This is a genomic window from Njordella calcicola (genome assembly GCF_056494125.1).
The window spans coordinates 5,634,663-5,656,386 of sequence record NZ_CM151396.1 but is presented as its reverse complement, the minus strand read 5'-3'; the positions used below and the strand labels follow the sequence as shown (position 1 = coordinate 5,656,386).

Below are 21,724 nucleotides of genomic sequence, written 5' to 3'. Positions count from 1 at the left end.
AGCGACCGGCGAAACGCGGTTGATAGGTTTACACCGCGAGAGATGGGAGTGACGCAAGAGTTGTCTTGAAAATAGTTGATGATTGTTCCTCTTGCGTTTCGCTTATCACTAGCGGTGTGAATTTGTTATGGGAGTGGGCCGCATGGGGACACAGTACGGGGGGACAGCGCGAAGCGACCGGCGAAATTCGGTTGATAGATCTACACCGCGAGAGATGGGAGTGACGCAAGAGTTGTCTTGAAGATAGTTGATGATTGTTCCTCTTGCGTTTCTCTTATCACTAGCGGTGTGAATATGTTATGGGAGTGGGCGCATGGGGACACAGTACGGGGGGACAGCGCGAGGTGAGGTGGCTGCTTTCGCGGTCAAGCCAAGATTTCATGCACGACGCGGCAGGGTTCTACGCCAGTTAGCTTTGCGTCCAGCCCTTGGAATTTCACACTCATGCGAGCATGATCGATTCCCATCAAATGCAGCATCGTGGCATGGAAATCGTGCACACTGGTCGGATTCTCAACGGCTGCATACCCCAGTTCATCTGTGCCACCATAAGTGATACCACCCTTCACGCCTCCGCCTGCCATCGCAATCGAGAACGCTTTGATATGATGATCGCGACCATTGCCACCTTGGCTCATCGGCGTGCGTCCGAACTCGCCAGCAAAAATCACTAACGTTTCATCCAGCATACCGCGTTGCTTCAAATCATTAATCAGTGCAGCAGTCGCTTGGTCCGTCTCCTCGGCTTTCAGCTTAATGTCCGGTTTAATATTCCCGTGGTGATCCCAGTCGCGGTGATAAAGCTGAATAAAGCGTACGCCTCGTTCGGCCAGTCGTCGTGCCAGCAGGCAGTTGTACGCAAAACTCCCGTCGCCAGGTTTTGCACCATAGCTATCCAGTGTTGCTTGCGTCTCGCTGGAAATATCTACCAGATCGGGCACGCTGGTCTGCATTCGAAAAGCTAACTCGTACTGCGCGATCCGCGTCAATATCTCACTGTCGGCAGTACTTTGAAGTCGCATTTGATTCAGTTTGGTGATTGCGTCGATCGATTGTCGCTGAGCCATGGGGCTGACACCTTGCGGCGAACGAATATGCATCACTGGGTCACCAATAGAGCTCAGCTTCACACCTTGATACTTGCTAGGCAAAAAGCCAGCGGACCATTGACGCGAAGCGATGGGCTGCATCTGCCCGCCGCGGCCAGCGCTAGTCAATACGACAAAACCGGGTAAGTTCTGCGATTCAGAGCCCAGGCCATACAACAGCCAAGAACCCATACTCGGGCGTCCCGCCACGATCGCTCCAGAATTCATGAATGTGTGCGCAGGATCATGGTTAATCTGCTCGGTATACATCGAGCGAATGATGCATAAATCATCGGCCACGCTTCCTAGACCTGGAAACAGCTCGCTGATCTCTTGGCCGCTTTGGCCCCATTTTTGAAACTTATATTGAGGTCCAAAGCACTTTAGCTCTTTACCTTGCAGTTGGGCTAACTGTTGGCCTTTGGTAAAGGATTCGGGCATCGGCGTATCGTGCAGCTTTGCCAGCTCAGGTTTGTTGTCAAACGTCTCGAGATGACTTGGCCCACCCGCCATATACAAAAAGATCACGCGTTTGCATTTCGCTGCATGGTGCAGTGGATTCACCACGCCCAAAGATCCGAGCGATGACGCTGGCAAGTTTGTTTGTTGGGTAAAGCCAGGGGAGGCGAGCAAACTGTTGGCCGCCCATAACCCCAGTCCCGACATCGAATAGCGCAGAAACGTGCGTCGACTGGCATCCAAGGCGAGTTGTTGATAGTCGTTCATCATTGGCTTTCGTTAATTTCGAGTAATCATTTCATGGAGATTCAAAATGGTGCGAGCGACCATCGTCATCGCAGCTAGCTCAGTAACCGGCACCGTCGACTGCACCGCGTAATCACCAATCGAAACGAGCTGTGCTGCGGCTGCTCGGTCGGCCCGATAGGTTTGCATTTGCGAATCGTAAAATTCGACCAAGACATTTAATTCGCTCTCGTCGGCAGGTCGCCCGAGTGCCTCGCGACACATCCACTGGATTTGGTCCGACTTGGATCCAATGCCTGAGAGCAAAACGCGGTCGGCAAAAGCTTTGGCGGACTCGACAAAGATCGGATCGTTGAGCAGTACCAGCGCTTGCAGCGGTGTATTGGATGTCGCTCGAGCAACTTGACATTCCTCTCGCGTTGAAGCGTCGAAGGCTACCAGGGAAGGATGCAGAAATGTTCGCTGCCAATGCATGTAGACACTGCGTCGGTACTGGGCAGTGCCGAAGCTGGGCGAGTACTCTTGCTTGGGATAGTTCAGTGCGAGCCAATATCCGGCGGGTTGATACGGACGAACACTGGGGCCACCCATACTTCTATGTAGCAGACCAGCAACCGCCAAAGCGTTGTCACGAATCACTTCCGCATCAACTCGGTAAGTCGCTTGCCGCCCAAGCCATTGGTTCGCGGGATCACTGGCCAGCAACTCTGGCGATGCGATGCTCGAGCGCTGGTACGCTTGGCTGGTGACGATCAATCGCAAGAGATGTTTGACGTTCCAATTGTGACTGTTGTCGCTCACGTTACCTTCGGCAACCATCGATGGCTGCATGAATTCGGCCGCCAGCCAATCCAGCAATTCTGGGTGTGTGGGCCAATGACCTTGGGAACCGATGTCTTCAAGTTGCTTGGAAAGCCCCATGCCGAAAAACTGTTGCCACCAGCGATTCACTTGGACGCGAGCGGTCAAGGGGTTACGTGAGTCGGTTAGCCAGTGGGCAAGGTCCAGTCGCGTGGCAGGACGCTCCACTGACGCATTCGCCAGGTTTAAAAAGTCGGGCGGTTCTGGCTTCATGACTTCGCCGTCATCGTTCATCCAATCGCCGCGTGGCAGCAGGCGCACCAATCGAGGCTCGGCCGTTTTACGAGTCACAAGGACTCGGGCAATGGAGCCGGCCAGCAGTCGCCGCTGCGCCGTCAGATCGGTACGCTGCATGTTCGCTGGGTGCATTAAGCGTTCGGCTTTATCAGCGGCCTGCTGGATCAATAGCAGATGTTGCTCGCTGCGCTGCAAATGGGGTTTGGCAATCGCATCACTGAGCGACTTGCCTAATCCGTCTGCTTCAATGCTTGCACCTGGGACTTGCGAAAGCGATAACCGATAGCGGCCGAGCGTTGCGTGCCGTCGATCGGACCGTTGGACAATCCTTACGGTAATCAACGTGTCAGCCTCGGTTTGCAGCGGAGCGGCAAAGCTGACCGCCAAGCTATGCCTTGCTGAATGGCCATGTTCGCAAGCCCAACCGGTCTCCGCGCGGCCATCAATGGCGGCTTCGCCTGGATATCGGTCACTGTCGCGATCGACTTGGACAGCGGCCAGTGCTACCGGCGCAAGTCGTTGTTCTGGACCTGCGACTTTGACTTCGAATTCGGATATTACAAAACTCTTCCAACCGCGAGCGACACGATTTCCGGGCAGGGATTCATCCGTCTCATTGGTAAGTTTGATTGTTGTCCATCGGCCAGCACCAGGTTTCAGAACCAAGGTATGAGAGTCAAAATCAGGATTAGGACCACCAGCGATGACTAAGCCATCCGACTTAATTTCTAGGATGGCTCCCTCGGAAGATGAAGCCGAAAGCGGGATTAATGTTTGCCAGCCAGTTTGCTGTTTCTCCTTCAGCTTTTGAATCTGGGCCTCGTACTGCTGGACGTTGCCAATGGTTTTGCTCAGCGTGCGATCCAACTGAGCGATTTGGGCGTCGAACTGGTCCAGTTGTTTTCGTTGCGAGTCCGAAGCAAGTTGCAGGACGGGCCCCCAGTCGCCTTGATCGAAACCGCTGGGATAGAAACCATATTCATCAATATCCGCGAAATAAGCTGCCATCGAGTAGAAATCTTTGGCTGTAAACGGATCGTACTTGTGGTCATGGCATTCCGCGCAACCTAATGTCGAACCCAACCACACCATGCTCACCGTCCGAACGCGGTCTGCAGCATACTTGGCACGATACTCTTTATCTTGCGCACCGCCTTCGGTGGTCATGCGATTGAGTCGATTGAAGGCCGTGGCCGTCATTTGAGATGGCGTTGGTTTATCTAGTACGTCGCCCGCCAATTGCTCACGCGTGAATTGATCGAACGGCATATTTGACTTGAATGCGTTCAGTACATAATCACGATAGGGCCACAGATCGAGGTCTTGGTCTCCGTGAAAGCCAGCGGTATCGGCATAGCGGACCGCGTCCAGCCAGTGGAGCGTTTGCTTTTCGGCATATGCTTCAGAATCTAGAAACTCATCTACCAGTCTTTCATATGCGTCCGGACGTTTGTCGCCAATGAACGCTTCGACTCGCTGCGGATCGGGCAGCAAGCCGCACAGGTCAAGACTCAAGCGCCGGATCAACGTCCGGCGATCGGCAATTCCAACCGGTTGCAATTGAAGTTGCTTAAGTTTGTCATCGATGAAAGCGTCGATGGGATGCGCGTTCAGCGATGCGGGTAGCGAGGGCCGTTGGATTGGAGTGTAAGCCCAATGTCCTTGATAGTTCGCGCCTTGCTCGATCCAGGTCCTGAGGGTCTGCTTTTGCGTATCGCTTAATGGCTTATGCATCTCTGGCGGCGGCATGACTGTGTCCGCATCGAACGACATGATCCTGGCCACCAATTCGCTGACGTCAGGTTTCCCCGGCACAATAGCGCCGCTGCTTAAGTCCGTGGCGTCAGAAAACGGCGGGACATCCAATCGCAAATCCGCTTGACGGTGGTTCTTGTCTGGACCATGGCACGCGAAACAATGCTCGGACAGAATCGGTCTCACATCCCGATTGAACTCAATGGGATTGGCCTTGGGGTTCGCTTCATTAGCGCTAAGCTCGTGGTGCGGAGGAGCAAACACAAGCCAGCCCGCTATGATCAAAAAGGCTATCCTTGCGTAGTGTATGGTGACTGAGCTTTTGGAACGGTGTCTTGCGATTGCCACAAAGACAAAAGCAGCTTGGTCTGTGAAAGCAGATTTCATGAGACTTGCAAATTGGGAGGGGACAACAGGGGCAGGAAGCCGAGTGCTTGGCGACGCTCTCGACACTACCATTCTAGTTGATCGTACCGGCTCGTACACGCCCAAGGGCCGCCAGCGCGTAGACGATTGGGTACATTTGCTCGTAGTACCAGAGCTTTGCAAAGTAGAAACCGATGGGCTGCGGTTGTAAATGCATGCCGTTGCTCACCGCGTCACAAATCCACCGCGTTCCTCGCTGAACGGCTGGCGAATCAGCTAGGCCACAGGCCGCTAACGCCTCAACCGCTTGCGAAGTTTCCTCTAAAGTGGAAGTCATTTCCAAACTAGGACTGCCATCTGGCATGGCATATCGAACCGAAGGCCCGCCGCCCCAACCGCCGTCAGCATTTTGTCGCTGCTGCAACAATGCGATCGCTTGCCGAGCAGAATCGGATTCGATGCGGCCACAGGTCGCAATAGCGACTAGAACACGAGCTGTTCCGTAGATGGGATTCGCTTCATCCATTTCATCTTGGTTCCCAAACCACAGAGGCAGCCAACTGCCATCGGCCGCTTGCCGACGGTCCAAATAGTGCCAGCCGCGCTGCATTGCACGGGGTATGTCGAGCGACGTTCGCTGATCAATCAGCGATCCGGCTGCCCAGTCCAAAACGCCCTCTTGCTGCAACTGACGCCATGCATAAAGGGCGCGCAAGGCATTCGCCGTCAGATCGCTGCCGCTGCGATCAAAGGGCAACGTTCCCCAACCGCGACAAAAGGTAGGCCAGCCCCCATCGCGATTTTGTAAGCCCAATAGCCAACGTAGCCCCATCGCGCCAGCCTGCGCAATCCGTTGCTTTGAGTCGCCGCCACATCGCCCTGACTTTAACCAACCGGCTAACGCCAAGAGAGCCGCTGGCGTGTCGTCGGCATCGGGCACCGCGCCGGAAAGATCGCTCCATCCCCACCCCCCGGGGGCGGCACCGGTAAAGGGATGGCGTAGCCGATGCTGGCATGACAATAACCAATCGATCACACCTTGATCAATACAATCTTGCAAGACAGTGGAACCGTCCAGGTTGTGATTGGCTAGAGAGGCTAAGATAGCCAATGAAGTTCCCCACGTCGCGAGATTCGTATCGATGGGCCAACTGCCATCGGCGCGGACGCTGGACCGCAAGTACTTTTCAGCATCGATCGATACAGGGTGATCCGCTAGCCCTTTGGCCGACAGGCTCATCAAGACAAAGCTGGTTAATGGTACCGCTTCCAAGTACCCACCGCTGGCGGGTTGCATCTTGCGCAGCACCTGCAATGAAGGCTTGATTGCCAACTGTCGAATTGGCCACCGCGCAGGATTCCTGATGGGGAAAAAATGTTCGCGTACCTGGCCAATCGCGACCAACGCTGGAATCGCATAGCTCACCACCGGCAAGCGAATGAAGCGATATAAGGCTTGAGGCAACGCGGCCGCTTCGAACGGAAGGGCAGGAACATGTTTCCATTCAATCAAGCCAGCCAACGCACAGTTAGTTAGGATAGGAACCGCAAAAGTTTTGTCTTTCCCATAACGCCGCCGCAGCCCGTCCCAGCCACCGCATTGCTGGACGTAAGCCCAACCTCGCGCCATCACGTCAGGAGTTTCCGAATCCCGTTTCGCCAAAGTAAGCGCTGCTAGTGCCAGCAACGTGGTCGATATATTGGATCGAGAACGATCGGTATCGCCCCAACCGCCGTCTGCATTTTGGTGTTGTAAGATGTAAGCACATCCGTTGGAGATTAACGAGTCTGCTTGACTGCCTTTGAGAGTTAGTGCGCTCACGGCAGTGGCCGTCGATAGGACGGAACTGGCCAGCGTCCCATTCCAGTGATTGCGATCCACTTGCAACCGACGCAGGCATTCCGTTAGCTCCAGCACGGTTTGGCGGGTTGGGTCAAAATGCGTCTGCATCGACTCCGTCATCTTCGAATTCATTGTCATCTATCAAGGCTAACGTTTCGATCTTTTTCCAGTCGTTGACGGCCCATTGCTTGACAGCAATCGAGCCTTCGCGATCCAGTTCAACTCGCAAGGCATTATCGCGAGCGGTCACCCAGACGTCGCGAATCACAGGCCCGGCAAAAGCCGACAGGACTGCAGGCCTAGCAGCACGAATCCCTCCACTGATGATCACGTGCTCCGGTTTTGACCAGCCCAACAACGCGGCTGGATCTTCTGATAAAGAACCGTGATGAGGTGCCATCATGACATCAATTTTCTGAGGCGGGCCTTGTAGTAATCTGGCCGTACCCTGGCCTTCTAAATCGCCCGGCAGCAATAAACGACGTCCGTTGTACTCTATCAGGATACTTAGAGAGGCCGCGTTGTCACTGGCAAACGATTCCTCTTGCGGATGTAATATCACACAAGTGGCTTGACCTGCCTGGATGACATCCCCCTTCGTTAGCAATTCGACTGGAATGTTTCGTTCTGCGATTGCTTTTAAGACGGGCTGGATAGCAAAATCCATCGACGCCATGACTTGCGGGGTGGTGCAAAACGTTTTTACTTTGAACCGCTTTAGCAACGCTGGAATCGCATTGAAGTGATCTGTGTCAGCATGGCTGAGAAACAAGCGATCAACTCTTCGAACGTGCAGGTGCCACAGAGTATTCGCAATGGGAAAGAACGACCGCTCGGGATTGCCAATGCTGCCCGCGTCGTACAACCAAACCTCGCCGTTCGGTAACTCGATCACGACACTGGTCCCGTGGCCGACATCGACAAAGGTCATCGCCAAATCGATTGGCACTTCGCCCTGCCGCTCGCCGTAGATCCAGTGCTTCGCGATATAGTTCGGCAATACTTCCGTCCATGGAACACAACCCAGTATCAGATAGACTGACATCACTGCAAAGATCTTCAGTCGTCCCTTGGCATCCTTTCGCATCAGCAACAACAAGCCACTCAACAGCACATAGAAGCCGATCAGCCACCACAGCGGTGGCGTCGGAACCCAAAAATGACTGCCGGGGATTTTACTGACAGTTGCTATCGCCAATTCCGTGAATGCCAAGCAACTACCGCAAATCAAGCCCAGGAACATACCAACTGGCGGAAGGAGGGGGCCCACGATCAAGATCATGAGTCCGCTCAGCAAACCAATCCATAGCGGAATGATCAACAAGAAATTCATGACGATGGCAATCGGCGAGATTACATGAAAGGTGCTTAAGATGATTGGTGTCGTCATCAACCAAACCCAACTGCTCACTCGGACGCTTTCGCGGAATAGCGAGCCAAGTTTCCTTCGCCACGTTAGCCACCAAGGGTCGGTCTCTTGCAAGATCGTATCTAAGGGATCTGCGGTTTTAAGCGAGAATGCTTTGCCGCTTCCCACAAAAATCAACATGGCAACTGCCAAGAAGGAAAGCTGTGTGCCTGTATCCCAGAGGTAGTCGGTTCTCAAGGCAATGAGGCACAAAGCGGCGAAGGACAATAGGTTGTACGGGCTCACGCTCCAACCAAATAGCCGAGCGCAAGATACAAGCACCACTGCAAGCATGGCACGGAGTACTGGGGCGTTGGCTCCACATAAAAATGCATAACCAACAATCGTCAATGCAACCGTCAGCAATGTAACGCGGTGCGGTAGCCTTAAAAGCAAACAAAATAAGCCCACGCTCATCGCGACCATCTCAACATGGAGTCCAGAAATGGCCAGCATATGAATCGTACCTGTTTCTAGAAGTGACTCGCTGAGCTTCCATTCAATTTGATCGCGTTGCCCAAGCACCAGAGCAGAAGCTAATGGAGCTTGTCCAAAAAACACTTGCTGCTCAATCGCTTGATCGGCTGCCATTGCAATCCTACCTAAATATCGACGCAGATCCCAAAACCTCGGTATCCCTTGTTTGCGGATTTGCTGAACAGACTTTGCACTACCTTGCGCAAAGATGCCTTGTTGGCGTAAGCGTTTGGCCATATCCATCTCACCCGGATTGGAGGGCGGAGGGATGCGACGCCACTTGATCAAGCAATCGACGGCATCCCCGGGCAGCAGTCCCCGCTGGCGACCAGGAATAAGGATTCGAACGACTCCGTCAGCGCGGATAACCTCGCGCTGCTCTTTTCCTGTCGCAACCAGTTCATAGTATCGAACGTCAATCGCCGTTAGCCATTGATCGTTGGGTGATTTCGCCGCTCGCTGGCGGTGATCCACGAAAGGAGAACGATCGGGTCGGAACTTGGGGATGCTAACAACGTAGCCTTTCAAGTTCACCGGTTGCCATTGATCGGTCGCCGTACATTGATCGCTGCGAGCGGCCACGGAATGCAGCTTGGCCGCATGCAACCACATTCCCAAGATGACCACCAAGCCACACACCAACCAAGTAACAGCTCGGGAGCGATTCATGGGGATGGCAAAGTGCACGAGGCCACCAGACAGGGCAAAGAACAGCCCGAATAATATGTACGGCCAAACACCAGTGAAGTTTTCACGCACGACAACGCCGATGGCCACCAACCCAAAACCAATCGCCAGGGGTGAATTGGCATACGCCTTGGCTGTCTTGAAGGCAGCCTCCGACTCGGTTCGCTGTTTCCCGGACGATATTGAAATCATGCTGAACGCAAGGACTATTCATCCTTCCCAAGCCCTACTCTTATCCCTGCTCGCAACGGGCGAGGCGTTCAGTATAGGGGAATTACCGCAGCGCTGGAACCGTGCCACCAATTGCGGAGGACTTATCGGAGGTCTCCCTAATTTCGGTAAAAAAACTAATCTATGGATCTTAAACGGGGACCTTTAACACCATTTCTGTAGGCTCAGATTAGACAGTGAGCTTGACTGTCTTCAGCCACGAGCAAAGCAACCTGCGGCAGATCGCTGCCCACGGGACCAAGCTCGACCGCTGCGCTCTGCTTCGGACTTTAGACTTGACGGTCGGCCAGCACTCTTACCAAAGTACTTTTTGAAACCCCAAACCAAATCACACCACATTGATGACTCGATGCCGATGCGCTGCAAAATCGGCTGCAAAGAATCAGGGACCGAGCCTCGCTTGTCAGGCCGCCCCTGATGACCGGTCCAATCCAGCAGTGCTAAGTAAACCTTCAGCGACATCGATAAGAATCCCTTGTCACTGGCTCGCACGCCCGACTTGCTCGCATGCGCGCCCGCAGCTTTCCGACCATCGATCGTCAGCGCCGCTAGCCAACCGTCGCGCGGTATACGCTTGCCACTACCAACCTTACGCTTCGCAAGCCGCTCTGCCTTCAGCTCCTTAACCGGTGTTTCACGAATCTTGCGACCCGCTTCTTCCGCACCTTTGCTCCCCTCGCCCCTGAGGCATGAAGGGGAGTCCTGTGCGTGACTACTTTCACTCCCCTCGCCCCGTTTCGGGGAGAGGGGTTGGGGGTGAGGGGCCTCCTCGCGGTCGATCACCAATAGATCAGCCGCAGCCGATTCGATCTGCTCACCCTGCAAAGCTTTGATACGATCATACGCCGAAGTATGCACCGACTCTTCAGGCGAGGCAGCCATCGCTGCTCGCACTGGATTCAAATCGACATACATGCTGCAAGCCAACAAGCCCGCTTCATCGGCGATGCGTTGCGCTTTGAAGCGCCCCTCCCAGAATCTGCCCGTGCATTCATCGAACTTATTAGCCAGTCGAGCGATCGGTTCTGACAAAGCTCGCATGAACCACGAAAGGTCCGACAATCGACTACGAATCAACGCCAATCGCACTTTATCATTAACAAGCGTATCAACATCGTTAGAGGTCGGCTCAGCAAGTTGTTCATCCAGCCTTCTGCCGGGGAAAATCCCACAATAGGTGGGTGGCACCTTTTGTCCCTTTTGTCGTTAATCCAAAGCCGCTCTTGAACCAGTTACCAGTCCCGATCACAACTTCGACTCGGCGAGTCCCGCCATCGTACCATTGAACTGTTAACCGCTTCTTGGAGCTGCGAGCGACCACTGTTTCCGGCTTAGCCATTGGCTTCCCCTTTTTGCGAGGGCGTCCTTTATCTCCGATCTTTCGCTTGGGGGGGCTGATGGTAGAGATTTGCATCCTTCATGAATTTACTAACAAGTGTCAAACGCTTTCGATGGCCATCCACGGTTTCATCGCCACAGATACGGATCGTTCCCTTTGACACGTAGTGGTTCAAAATGAAGCGAATGATGACTCGAGCTAAACTGATCGCATTCCATCGTCGATGCGAAAAAACGCGGTGATAAGTGGATGGATTTACTTGATCGATTAAAGCAATCAAACGAATCAACGCCGAGACAGTTCGGTTGCCAACGACAAGAATTGCCGCGATCATCAACCAAACGACTCGCTTTGCAGTAGCTTCTTTAGTAAAATCCGAATGTAGCTCGTTGAAGAGTGGCTCCAATCCCTTCGGAACGCGAATCATAATGGCTTCCTTGCTCAGATGGTTAACGGTGAGAAGTCAACAATCTGTCCCAAGGAAGCCATTTTTACCTATATCAATTCCCCAAACTTTTTGCCCGCAAAATGGAAAAAGTCGAGCTCAGGAGCCATATCTATTCCAATGCGAAGAACGAGACGCATTGACGACAGATTGTATACAATGTACAATCTTCGGATCGAGTTGCCCAAGGGATACGTCTATTTAGGAAAATCAATGAAACCAAAGAAGTTTGTGGCTCAATTTGGAATCGTTGATCAACTGGTCGAGCACGTATTCTCAATGGTGCTATCGGGAGAGCTCCCGCAAGGGAGCGAGATAACGGAAGATCTAATCGCGTCGGAATTTGGAGTTAGCCGTACACCAGTTCGTGAGGCACTGAGGCGATTATCGGAGATGGGCGTAGTTGTAATTCGCCCCCGTTGTGGAATCGAGATTGCAACGTTTAGTGAGCATGACTTGCAACAAATCTCTGTGCTTCGCGCTGAGCTGGAATGTTTAGCTTTGCGCTTGGCATTAGGGCATGCAGCCGATGACGAATTACAGTCCATCGTCGACTCTGCGTCTGAATGTGAAGCAACACTGAAGACAAAAGATAGAATCGTCATCTTTCGAGCCGACAGTCGCTTTCACTTACTCATTGCAGAGTTCTCAAGGAACTTGCATTTGGCAGACATGCTGCGCAGACTTGATGCGAAAGTTCAATTATGCCGGATGGTGCATTGTCGCGATCTTAGAAAAATACGCGAGAGCGTTCAGGAACATCAACCACTTGTCCAAGCCATTACTAGTCGACGAACCGAGAAAGCGTTGACGCTCTTGCGTAAGCACATCATGGCTTCTACAAGCAAAACCTAGGTCCGTTTTCAGAAGGACTTTGCAGCATGCTTACATTCAAATCCACGCTGTTCAAATCGCTCAAGGATTGTCTGTTTCTAAATTTGAACTTATCAGCGACTTTATTAATGAGAACGAAGCTTACCATGACTCGCCTATTTCTCCTGTTTGTTTGTTTTGCAACAATTGGCACTACTAAGGTCTCTGCTCAGACATTTGTCGCGATGACGCATGATGACTACGTGGATCGTGTCAACGCTATATGGCACGGTCAGATGCTTTCGGTTTTCCTTACACTGCAGTTTGAACACAAGACTGCCGCAGTAGAGGATGTTAAAAATTTTCCTCGGCCATATACCCATGCTTGGGTTGATGACGATTGGTACTACGAGTTAGCTGCGTTGAGAGCCTTTGAAAAGCATGGACTCTCAATGACCGTAGATCAGCTTGGAGACCAGTGGTTACTGAATAACTGCGGATCATACGGTTCTAGCGCGTTTGCATTGGCAAACTTGCAGGCTGGAATTCCTGCTGCGGATTGCGGTCATCCTCGTAACAATAGAGTTTGGTGGACCATCGGGCCGGTGTTCAGCGCAGAAATTTATGGTGCAATATCACCTGGTATGCCCAACGAAGCCGGCCGCATGGCACGTCTATACGGGCATCTCAACGGTTACGCGGAGGCGGTGGATGGGGCGGTCTTCAATGCAGCCGCCGTGAGCCTCGGGTTTGTTGAGGACGACACGCGTGACGTCGTGCGGCAAGCCGTCACGATGCTTGATCCAAGTTCGCCGTTCAGGCAAGCTGTGCAGATGGTAATTGACGGTGCAGATCGGGGTGACTCATTCGAGACGATTTGTATGGCAATTGAAGATCGATGGCATATTGAATATCCCGCAACCAATAATGCCGTTGCCAACGGCGGATTGGCTGCTGCAGCGTTATGGTTCGGTGAGGGCGATTTCTGGAAAACGGTTCATCTTGCAGCGCGAGCAGCGGATCATACGGACACGGACAACAGCGCGGCCGCTGCTGTCGCGGTGATTGGCGCGATGAAAGGCATGAAATGCCTGCCGATTGAGCTTGTTATGCAGCTCAACGACAGACTTATCGGGGACAAAATGGGCAGGCTCACGCTCACCCCTCCGGTTGATGAGAAGATTTCAGATATCGCAGAGCGAACGGCAAAGCTAGGACGCGAACATGTTAATGCACGTGGAGGACGCGCTGAAAACGGGATTCTCAACATTGTTCGCCAGTCGCCAAAGCAGCAAGATGCTGAACAATTCAAATTGGCAGATCTTACTTCGTACTGGGATTCAGATTGGACACTACATCGAGCTGGATTTGGCGGTGATCCACTGGGTGCTATGAAAGGGGTTCGTGGCATCACCTACCTTAATGGGGATACTCTCGTCACCTACCCACGTGACGAGGTGAGAGGCCTTTATCTCAGTCGCAGGCTGACTTTAAGTGTCAAGCCGCGTCTTGAGTTTCAAGTTGCGTCCGAGCCTGGAAAGGCATGGGAGTTGTCAATTTTTGTGGGCAATCGCATTGTCGACAATAGAATTATTCAAGGCGACGGTCAGGAGTTAAGTTGGGAGTCAATTGAGTTAGACTTGCGCGAATTCGCAGGTCTCAGTAAACAGATTCGACTTTACCAAAATGTGCTCATGCCAGATCAGCTTAAAGTGCCAAGCAGTGCATATTGGAAAGCTATCCGTATCGAGTAGATTTGCGTATCACCAAGCGACATTGTTTGGAATGCTCGGACCGGATTATGTCCTGGACTATTTCATGCTTGGTACTGTTCAATTTAGGCTTCAGCGGATGTCGCAATTCGCTCGGAGCTCGAATTCGTGTCCAATCCCAACTTGGTCAGTTTGGGGAAGTAGTCTTTACAGTCAAGTTACCTAACAGCCTTACCAATGGCATCGTGTCGTCGTATAACGTAGCGCAGGCAGCCTCGAGCTGATGCATAGTTCGCTTAGTTAGCGCGCAGCAGTAGCGTGCATGTCTGGTGATGCTCATCGTTGGAACTGCTTTATCGATGGGATTTCATGTGTTCGATTCCTTCGATCCCAAGTTACAGCTCGAACTCGTGATGTTTAGGGCTTCCGCAGCACTCCGTACCTCGGTCCGTTAGGAATGCCAGTAATGGCACATCTTGTTCTTCGAAGAAAGGAATCACTTGGTCATTAAGCAAATCGGCAGCCACGAGAGCATTCTTGCGATCATATAATTTGGCAAATGCAACTTTCGAATTGGTGTCGTTAAACGTTTGCGCCGACGGTAGCAGATTCGCACACTCGGGCCAATATTTATGCCGATAAATGCAAAAAGCTAGAAAGTAATGAGAGATCCCGCGTTCTCTTGAAACGATGCATCGCCGAAGACGATGCCATTTCTACAAGCTGGAAAGTGTATTGTTTGGAGTTCGTTGCCCGGCATTGGACGACCATAGAGATGGCTTTGTACCTAGGTAAACAATTCGGCCAAAACGCATCGGAGTTGATGCTCTGTCTCAATGCCCTCAGCCGTTGTTATCATGCCAAGGCATTGGCCCAGGTTGGCAATAGTGCTAATGATCGCCAAGGCATCGGCTGTTCCAAGTTTTGAACAAATGACTTGTCGATCTTGAGTTTGTCGAATGGAAATTTTCTAAGATACCTCAGTGATGAGTACCCCATTCCATAATCGTCTAAGGCAATTCGAACGCCCAGCTCCTTAATCGCATGCAATTGATCTAAGACGCAATTGCTCTCATTCATAAGAACGGATTTTGTGATTTCAATCTCGAGTCGCTTTGCATCAATCCCTGTAGCTGCAATTGCACGCCCAACGCTTTCGGGCAATAGCCCCTGCCGAAACTGGATGACAGAGACGTTGACTGCGATCCCAATGTCGTCAGGCCAGTTCTTAGCTTCGCTACATGCTTCCATTAGTGCCCAGTCTCCGATGGGCTTAATCAGACCTGTTTCCTCGGCCAAAGGTATAAACCTGTCGGGCGGGATTAATCCCAGTTCAGGATGATTCCATCGCAAAAGAGCTTCGAACGAGTGACGCCCTATGCAAAAACCTACGTCAATTCGAAAGTTGGCGTTTCGTAGATTTGCGCGATGGAAGAAACAACGTGGAGGGATCTCGAAGGAAGCAGTCTACGCTACAGGTCACTGTGAGTAGTGGGACATGTGCGGCGACAGCGCAGACGATCAGCAGCGAGTTTTCAATCGCTGAATGAAAAGCATCGCTCAAACTAACTCTATTAAGCCGCTGTTCGGCTATAGCTTTTGAGCAATCCACCAAGTCGCTCATGGCATCGGACATCGCTTAATCGCATCGAATCGATTCCGATGTCCAGTTTCTTGCTTGTCTTCTTTTTGCGAGGTTTCTGGATCAGCTCGTTATCTAATCCCTGGTGGGGACGTTCAGGATGATAGTGGTCTCTATATTCCGAACAGAGGACGTCCATAGGTTTGTGGCCAAAGACCACGAAATGGTCTAAGCATTCCTGCTGAATACTTTGAACAAATCGCTCGACGAAAGCGACCGTATTTGGTGATCGAAAAGCAGTTCGGCGCGTTTTGATCTTGGATTTGGCAAACGAAGCGAGAAACGGTTTGGAGTACTTGCCGTCGTTGTCATGCATCAGAATCTTGCAAGGTATCTTGACCTTCTTGGTGTGTTCGACGAATGCTTCGGCCTGCTGGATCATCCAAGCTTCGTCAGGTTTGTACGTGGATGGCGTGATGAAGACGCTTCTAGTCTTCACATTCAAGAAGACCAAGACGAAGATGTCTCGAAGACCGGTTTTGGAGACAATCTTCTTAGAGAAGAAATCGCACTGCCACATGGTTTTCGCATGGCGTGTCAGAAACTCGTCCCAGGTTCCCGGTCCTCGCTTGGGGCCGGTCTCGTATCCGTTACGTTTGAGGATTTTTTTGACAGTGTTTCGGGTAACGGACTGGATTGCAAGTTTTCGAAGCTCTCCGAGGATTCGCGTGTAGCCCCAGCCATTGTCCTTTGCCAGTTTCAGGATCAGCTTCTCGATCTGCTCAGGGGTTCGAGGCCTTCCAATCTTTTTTTGGCGCGCCGATTTTTTGCTGATGCATCTCGAATCCATCTCCGGATCGTACCTGGGTGAACGATCGTGTCCAGTTCATTCAGCGCAGGACCAAGATTCTTTGCAAATCAGACCAAGCGATTCTTCTCGCGCTGAGTTGAACTAATCTTCGTGGGCAGCCGACTGCGAAGCATTTGATTTTCCGCCTTGAGATAGCTCACCTGGCGGGCAAGTAACTTCTGCGTCGACCTAGCGATAACAAGCATGAGGGACGTGTAGATGTTTCGAAAGCTGGCCATGGCTAAATTCTGTTTTTGCTGGAAAAAAGCGAGGTCGGAGCGCACTTTTTGCACGGCAAGAGAAACGTTAACAGGAGGAAGAAGCTCGCTCCATCCCTTCCACAACCCGGTAGCTTCGTTGCCATGGAACTCTCGCACACCATGCAACCTGGTGGGCAACGACTTTCAGGTTATACCGCTTACCGGGAGATTAGATCGTGTCCGGATAGACGACGAATTCAATCCGCCGATTTTGAGCTCGACCAGCCACCGAATTATTGTCAGCCACTGGGTGGTTGGGACCATGAGCTAACGAGAACAACTGGGTGGGCGCAAATTGACTTCTTCGCTGCATGTACTCTAGCACCGCAGCGGATTGCAAAGCTGCTAACTGATGCAAGCTGCTGCCGGTCGCTGGACCGTTGTCGGTATGCGCTTCAATGCCAATTCGGTTTCGGCTGGCATGCTGAGCTAAACCGGCCGCGAGGCGATCCAATATTGCCGCCGAGTTCGGCAAAAGCTGGCCACTGTTGGGCTGCAGCAATTGATCGCTGGGAATCGAAATCCGTATTACGCGGCCATCGACGATCGCTGGAAATCCAGAAGCGGATAATGCGTCGGCAGTTTTTTGCAGTGAAGAATTTGCGACCAAGGTGGCACCGCCTCGACTGCGGATCGACGCTTGCAAGCCGTTGACCTCGGTGCGGGCGGCCAAGACATCTTGTTGCGAACGCTGGCTTGCCAATCGCGCTTGCTCCATTTGACGAGAGGCTTCTTGAAGTTGGGTCTGAAGCAAGTTTGCTCGTTCACGATGCAGATCGCTTTGCTGCTGGACTTGAGCGATTTGTGAAGTCAACTGTCGGTTGTTTTCGTCAAGCAACCTGGCGCGTCGTTCCAATTCTTGGATTTGAGCCGTTGCAGCCGCTTGCATATTCATGTTCGCAGCGGCGGGATTGCTCGCATTCAATGGGTTTTGCCACAACGAGCCGTTGATGGCATTGGGGCCTGTTGGCTGATTTAAACCAGAATAACCGCCGGGCTGCGTCGCCAAGTAAGGGTTCGAGTGATTGCATCCGCACGCGAACAAGATCAACAACGCCACCCAACAACTGCCCCGTATTACAGGGAGTTGCCAATGGGATGACGATTGCATGCCAAGTGAGGTCACAGGATGTTTGCGGTAGCGGTTGAAGTTCCGTGATGTAGATTGCCGGGGAGGTTACCTCATTTTCGCTGTTGCCCACAAGACTGAAAACTTGAGTCAATCTGGAAACTTTGCGATGGCCACAATACCGCTCGATCTGGTTCGTAGTCCCGCCTTTACGCCGAAGTGCACACGAAGAACGCAAATCGATTCCGCTCTCGACAGAGTACAACGGACTTCCAGTCCGTTCATTCCACCTTCGACGAACTGGAAGTCCGTCGTACACTGGGCTTGCTTAAATCGTCGCTATCAAGCTACAAATCGCTTGGGATTCTTTTGCAACTCGCCTTTGGTCAAATTCCTTCGCAACCTACCCATGTGGCCTCGCTCCTTTTCACGATACATCTTGCGCGAGGTCTTCGGGCTGTCAGCTATTATGCTGATCGGCTCGACCATGATCATCATGCTTGGCGTCGTGATGCACACGCTGATGGGAGCAGGACTGGGGGCCAAAGCATTTCTTCAGATGCTGCCGTATGCGACGGTGATTTCATTGCAATTCGCGGTGCCAAGTACGCTGCTGTTTGCGGTGTGCAGTGTCTACGGAAGAATGGCCGCGGACAATGAGTTGACGGCTGTCAAAGGTGCTGGAGTGCATCCGTTCCGAGTCTTGGTGCCAGTCTATGTGCTGGGTTTAATTGTAAGTCCGTTTGTTGTTTGGCTGAATGACGTGGCGGTATCCTGGGGACGGCCCGGGCTCAATCGCGTCGTTCTGCACAGCGTAGAAGAGATTGCTTATGGTTACCTGAGGTCCAAAGGCTCTTACGAATCGCCAAGCTTGGTGATCCACGTCGAGGATGTTCAAGACCGCTGGCTGATTCATCCAACGATCTTTCTCCATTCGGGTGCGGAAACCAACACGATCATTGCGGAGAAGGCCTCGATTAGTCTGAATGAAGAAAATGAAACGCTCGCCATCGAACTGATTAACTGGCAGTGGGACAACGGCAAGCACTGGCAGATGTATGGTGGCAAGGACCCGAATCGATTTGAGTTGCCGCTAGCGATGGCGGCCCGCAAAGCGCAAACGGCCATGAGCATTAGCGAGCTGGCCTTGAGCGAGATGGCCGTGGCGAAAGCGGACTTGTTGCGTGAAACCAACACGCATGAGCAAGCGGTCATCTCACGCTGCTCGACGGCCATGCTGACCGGTCGATACGGTATGCTGGAAGATGAAGTTACCAAAAACCACTTAGCGAATCTTAAAGACGTCGCGAAAAGAACTGCAAGGCTGGATCAAGAGCCTTGGCGACGCTGGGCACTGGGCTTTAGTTGCTTGAGCTTCGTCGTCGTAGGCGCTCCGCTAGCGATCTATCGCAGGAGCGCAAACTACTCGACAAGTTTTGCTGTCTGCTTCTTGCCAGTCATGTTAGGTTACTACCCGCTATATGCTTTGGGGGTAGACCGAGCCAAGACGGGAGCTTGGCCCGCTTACAGCCCGTTTCTGCCGAACTTGTTCATGGTCCTACTGGCGCTGTACTTCTTGCGCAAGATCTATCGCAACTAAGAAGACGCGGGACGGGACGTGCCGCCTACAAGTCAGCTTAGTACATCTTCATTGTCCGAGTCGTTCAGGGCGGGCAACTCTTTAAGAACGGACGATACTCGCCTAGCGTAGCAACGGATCGCTTTTGCAAAATCCCGGTTACGAATCGCAACGTTCGCTTCGCTATTTTCGTCATCTAATATTGACCAATCAATCGACCAGTTTTTCTCGGTGGCCAACTCTCGCAACCCTTGCAGCAAGCCTGACAACCTTTCGGCCACGGTTTGGTTTGGCCGAATGTCGAATTTGCGATGGGGGGCTTTCCCATAACGCTCCTGCAAGGCCATCGAGCGATTTTGTGAAGCGAACATTTGGAAAATCCCTGCTAACAGGGCGATGGCGGCCAGCACGATGGTGACCACAGCTAGAGGGATCTCGTTGACCAGCAGCATGATCACTGACGTCAGCGCACAAATCGTGCTCGTCACTGCGAACGGCAATGAGAATTTTGCGGGCTGTTGGCGACGAAGCTCGCTGGCGATCGCCGACGGATTCGAAGCGACTATGTCATCGACGATTTCGGCAATGATGACCGTAATGTTGTCTGGACCGCCTCGTAAGTTCGCTAAGTCGACCAGCACCTGTACCGCTTCGGCGGGCGGTAGCAGACCCAGTAAGAGTCCAAGTTCGTTATCGTCTAGTTGGCCACTGAGACCATCAGAGCATAAAAGGAACTTGTCCCCCACGCGCAGCGGAAATGGCCCTTCCAAATCAATCAACACCGAAGCATTCGGGCCAAGCGATCGAGTGATGACGTTTTTGGGTATGAGCGAAGCGTTCAACGCTTCATCGGTGATATTGCCGCCTTGCATTTCCCACACCAAGGAGTGGTCGAATGTGAGCTGTTCCAGCGTGTGGTCACGCAGGCGATATATGCGAGAATCGCCCGCATGGGCACACACGCCACCTTCCGGAAGAAGCAACAGGGTACTGGCGGTTGTCCCCATATTGTAAAAGTCTGGATTGGCTTGGCCGCGGCGATAGATTTCGTTGTTCGCGTCGATCATGGCGCGATGGAGGCGTTCGACCGGGAGCCCTTCTTTGCGTTTCCAGTAATGATGCGGAATGTTCTCGATCGCCATCGAGCTCGCTTTTTCGCCCGCCGCATGGGCTCCCATCCCATCGGCCACGACAAACATGTGGCCATCACTTTCCCAGTTCGCGCGTCCTTCGGAAGTGATCACGATGAAAGAATCTTGGTTGCTGCGCCGGCGCATGCCCTTATCGCTCAGCGCCGCAATGCGCACGGCCTGAGAATATCGATCTTTCGTTTGGTGAATCGTGTAGTTCTGTTGCAAGAGTCGTTAATCCTGAGCAGCGAAGTCCTTTTTGCGACTGGTAAAGGTGGTGAAAAGAGCAAGACCAGAGGACTTACGCTGACCAGGTAATTGCAGGAGCATTTCGCGAACCATTTTACACTATACCTAATTCGATTGGTCTAGTGCTGCAAGCCTTCCAAAATCTATAGTCTGCTGTAGCCGAAAAGCAAAATCGCAAACGAAGTATGTGACTTGCAACGGTTATGGCGATGAATCTTGAAGTTCTGCCTGCTATTTACCTGCAAATTATTGGCGATCTACACGACTATTTCTAACGTTTTCCCAACTGGATGACTTTGTCTTGGTAGGCAGTTACATGAAAATCCACCGTTCATCTGCGATTTGCCTGGCCGCCGTTTTCTGTGTCATGTCCATGTGCGGATGTGTGCGACGAAGACTGACAATTCGCACCAATCCACCCGGCGCGATGGTCTATGTCGACCGACAACCGATTGGGATGACACCTGTATCTACGCGTTTTACTTACTATGGAACGCGTCATTTTGAGATCATCAAGGACGGATACCGTACGGAGAAGTTCCTGCGGCGTTTCAATCCACCGTGGTACGAATGGCCGGGTTTGGCTTTCGTAAGCGAAACATTGTGGCCCTTTGAACAGCGTGACGAAAGGGTGGTGGATGTGCAGTTATCGCCCGAACCGGTCGTGCCTGTGGAGGCAGTCATCGCCAGCGGCCAAGAGTTGCGGGATCAAGCTCGTTTAGGCGTCGCGGTTTCTGGTCCACTGCCAACCACCACTATTCCCAACCAAATTATTCCCAGCCAACCATTGCCCAATCCTTCGTTGCCACCAGGCGTACCGCTGACCAGCCCCAGCGATCTTGCGTTTCCATCGCAGCCCTTGCCGGGCAATGAGTGGGGTTCGCCGCCCAATAACGACGCGGGCTTCAGTTGGCCACTGCCGCAACGCATCCCAGCGGCTGAACCGGTGCCCGGCGGAGCTTACCGCCCGTACTAATCCGCGTGGATCTACGTCTGCACAAGCTCGCTTGCGTTGGTTATAAACTGTAGCAATACAAA

The 21,724-nt window shown here is 52.5% G+C and carries 15 protein-coding genes and 2 pseudogenes; 4 read left to right on the top strand and 13 right to left on the bottom strand.

The genetic code is table 11. The annotated features are described in order from the left end of the window. Positions 1–365: 365 nt before the first annotated feature. The 7 genes and pseudogenes from SH302x_RS21805 to SH302x_RS21775 form a co-directional block, all read right to left on the bottom strand. Positions 366–1,817: a DUF1501 domain-containing protein gene (locus SH302x_RS21805; protein WP_479364833.1), complete on the bottom strand. Its 1,452-nt coding sequence runs from the start codon at positions 1,815–1,817 to the stop codon at positions 366–368. Positions 1,818–1,826: 9 nt separating this feature from the next. Next, positions 1,827–5,033 carry a PSD1 and planctomycete cytochrome C domain-containing protein gene (locus SH302x_RS21800; protein ID WP_479364831.1) on the bottom strand — a complete coding sequence of 1,069 codons (3,207 nt, stop codon included), beginning with the start codon at positions 5,031–5,033 and terminating at the stop codon, positions 1,827–1,829. 73 nt (positions 5,034–5,106) lie between these two features. After that, complete coding sequence (locus SH302x_RS21795; protein ID WP_479364830.1) at positions 5,107–6,987, bottom strand: prenyltransferase/squalene oxidase repeat-containing protein; 1,881 nt, start codon at positions 6,985–6,987, stop codon at positions 5,107–5,109. Beyond that, positions 6,947–9,619, bottom strand: coding sequence for a ComEC/Rec2 family competence protein (locus tag SH302x_RS21790; protein WP_479364829.1), 2,673 nt, complete (start codon positions 9,617–9,619; stop codon positions 6,947–6,949). Before SH302x_RS21790 ends, SH302x_RS21795 begins: the two co-directional genes overlap by 41 nt. Before the next feature lie 231 nt (positions 9,620–9,850). Then, positions 9,851–10,852 (bottom strand): annotated as a pseudogene (locus SH302x_RS21785) (transposase); the annotation flags it as partial. Next, positions 10,800–10,997 carry a hypothetical protein gene (locus SH302x_RS21780; RefSeq protein WP_479364828.1) on the bottom strand — a complete coding sequence of 66 codons (198 nt, stop codon included), beginning with the start codon at positions 10,995–10,997 and terminating at the stop codon, positions 10,800–10,802. The gene SH302x_RS21780 and the pseudogene SH302x_RS21785, both read right to left, overlap by 53 nt. Before the next feature lie 28 nt (positions 10,998–11,025). Beyond that, on the bottom strand, positions 11,026–11,424 hold the full coding sequence (locus SH302x_RS21775; RefSeq protein WP_479364827.1) for a hypothetical protein: 399 nt from the start codon (positions 11,422–11,424) through the stop codon (positions 11,026–11,028). A gap of 231 nt (positions 11,425–11,655) precedes the next feature. Between SH302x_RS21775 and SH302x_RS21770 the strand changes: the two genes are divergently transcribed. Both SH302x_RS21770 and SH302x_RS21765 read left to right on the top strand, forming a co-directional pair. After that, positions 11,656–12,297, top strand: coding sequence for a GntR family transcriptional regulator (locus tag SH302x_RS21770; RefSeq protein ID WP_479364826.1), 642 nt, complete (start codon positions 11,656–11,658; stop codon positions 12,295–12,297). A 125-nt stretch (positions 12,298–12,422) separates the two neighbouring features. Then, on the top strand, positions 12,423–14,009 hold the full coding sequence (locus SH302x_RS21765) for an ADP-ribosylglycohydrolase family protein (protein WP_479364825.1): 1,587 nt from the start codon (positions 12,423–12,425) through the stop codon (positions 14,007–14,009). A gap of 356 nt (positions 14,010–14,365) precedes the next feature. On the opposite strand, the pseudogene SH302x_RS21760 reads toward SH302x_RS21765, so the two are convergent. The 5 genes and pseudogenes from SH302x_RS21760 to SH302x_RS21740 form a co-directional block, all read right to left on the bottom strand. Next, positions 14,366–14,560: pseudogene (locus SH302x_RS21760) on the bottom strand (IS481 family transposase); the annotation flags it as partial. A gap of 262 nt (positions 14,561–14,822) precedes the next feature. Next, positions 14,823–15,320: an EAL domain-containing protein gene (locus tag SH302x_RS21755; RefSeq protein ID WP_479364824.1), complete on the bottom strand. Its 498-nt coding sequence runs from the start codon at positions 15,318–15,320 to the stop codon at positions 14,823–14,825. Between the two features lie 221 nt (positions 15,321–15,541). Then, positions 15,542–16,399: an integrase core domain-containing protein gene (locus SH302x_RS21750; protein ID WP_479364823.1), complete on the bottom strand. Its 858-nt coding sequence runs from the start codon at positions 16,397–16,399 to the stop codon at positions 15,542–15,544. Between the two features lie 68 nt (positions 16,400–16,467). Beyond that, on the bottom strand, positions 16,468–16,638 hold the full coding sequence (locus SH302x_RS21745) for a hypothetical protein (RefSeq protein ID WP_479364822.1): 171 nt from the start codon (positions 16,636–16,638) through the stop codon (positions 16,468–16,470). A 190-nt stretch (positions 16,639–16,828) separates the two neighbouring features. Continuing rightward, the gene (locus SH302x_RS21740) at positions 16,829–17,770 is read right to left on the bottom strand and encodes an OmpA/MotB family protein (protein ID WP_479364821.1); all 942 of its coding nucleotides are present in this window, start codon (positions 17,768–17,770) and stop codon (positions 16,829–16,831) included. Between the two features lie 367 nt (positions 17,771–18,137). Here SH302x_RS21740 and SH302x_RS21735 point away from each other — a divergent pair, with 367 nt between their 5' ends. After that, positions 18,138–19,328, top strand: a complete 1,191-nt coding sequence (locus SH302x_RS21735; protein WP_479364820.1) for an LptF/LptG family permease — start codon at positions 18,138–18,140, stop codon at positions 19,326–19,328. Positions 19,329–19,360: 32 nt separating this feature from the next. On the opposite strand, the gene SH302x_RS21730 is transcribed toward SH302x_RS21735, so the two are convergent. After that, positions 19,361–20,665 (bottom strand): PP2C family protein-serine/threonine phosphatase, encoded by a 1,305-nt coding sequence (locus SH302x_RS21730; RefSeq protein WP_479364819.1) that lies wholly within the window; start codon positions 20,663–20,665, stop codon positions 19,361–19,363. A gap of 337 nt (positions 20,666–21,002) precedes the next feature. On the opposite strand from SH302x_RS21730, the gene SH302x_RS21725 reads away from it, so the two are divergent. Further along, complete coding sequence (locus SH302x_RS21725; protein ID WP_479364818.1) at positions 21,003–21,662, top strand: PEGA domain-containing protein; 660 nt, start codon at positions 21,003–21,005, stop codon at positions 21,660–21,662. Positions 21,663–21,724: the final 62 nt, after the last annotated feature.

Bases quoted from the DNA above. Each gene is read 5' to 3' on its own strand.
- SH302x_RS21790 (WP_479364829.1), bottom strand. From the start codon at position 9,619: ATGATTTCAATATCGTCCGGGAAACAGCGAACCGAGTCGGAGGCTGCC.
- SH302x_RS21765 (WP_479364825.1), top strand. From the start codon at position 12,423: ATGACTCGCCTATTTCTCCTGTTTGTTTGTTTTGCAACAATTGGCACT.
- SH302x_RS21735 (WP_479364820.1), top strand. From the start codon at position 18,138: ATGTGGCCTCGCTCCTTTTCACGATACATCTTGCGCGAGGTCTTCGGG.
- SH302x_RS21800 (WP_479364831.1), bottom strand. From the start codon at position 5,033: ATGAAATCTGCTTTCACAGACCAAGCTGCTTTTGTCTTTGTGGCAATC.
- SH302x_RS21725 (WP_479364818.1), top strand. From the start codon at position 21,003: ATGAAAATCCACCGTTCATCTGCGATTTGCCTGGCCGCCGTTTTCTGT.
- SH302x_RS21740 (WP_479364821.1), bottom strand. From the start codon at position 17,770: ATGCAATCGTCATCCCATTGGCAACTCCCTGTAATACGGGGCAGTTGT.
- SH302x_RS21805 (WP_479364833.1), bottom strand. From the start codon at position 1,817: ATGATGAACGACTATCAACAACTCGCCTTGGATGCCAGTCGACGCACG.
- SH302x_RS21795 (WP_479364830.1), bottom strand. From the start codon at position 6,987: ATGAATTCGAAGATGACGGAGTCGATGCAGACGCATTTTGACCCAACC.
- SH302x_RS21775 (WP_479364827.1), bottom strand. From the start codon at position 11,424: ATGATTCGCGTTCCGAAGGGATTGGAGCCACTCTTCAACGAGCTACAT.
- SH302x_RS21750 (WP_479364823.1), bottom strand. From the start codon at position 16,399: ATGGATTCGAGATGCATCAGCAAAAAATCGGCGCGCCAAAAAAAGATT.
- SH302x_RS21770 (WP_479364826.1), top strand. From the start codon at position 11,656: ATGAAACCAAAGAAGTTTGTGGCTCAATTTGGAATCGTTGATCAACTG.
- SH302x_RS21745 (WP_479364822.1), bottom strand. From the start codon at position 16,638: ATGGCCAGCTTTCGAAACATCTACACGTCCCTCATGCTTGTTATCGCT.
- SH302x_RS21780 (WP_479364828.1), bottom strand. From the start codon at position 10,997: ATGGCTAAGCCGGAAACAGTGGTCGCTCGCAGCTCCAAGAAGCGGTTA.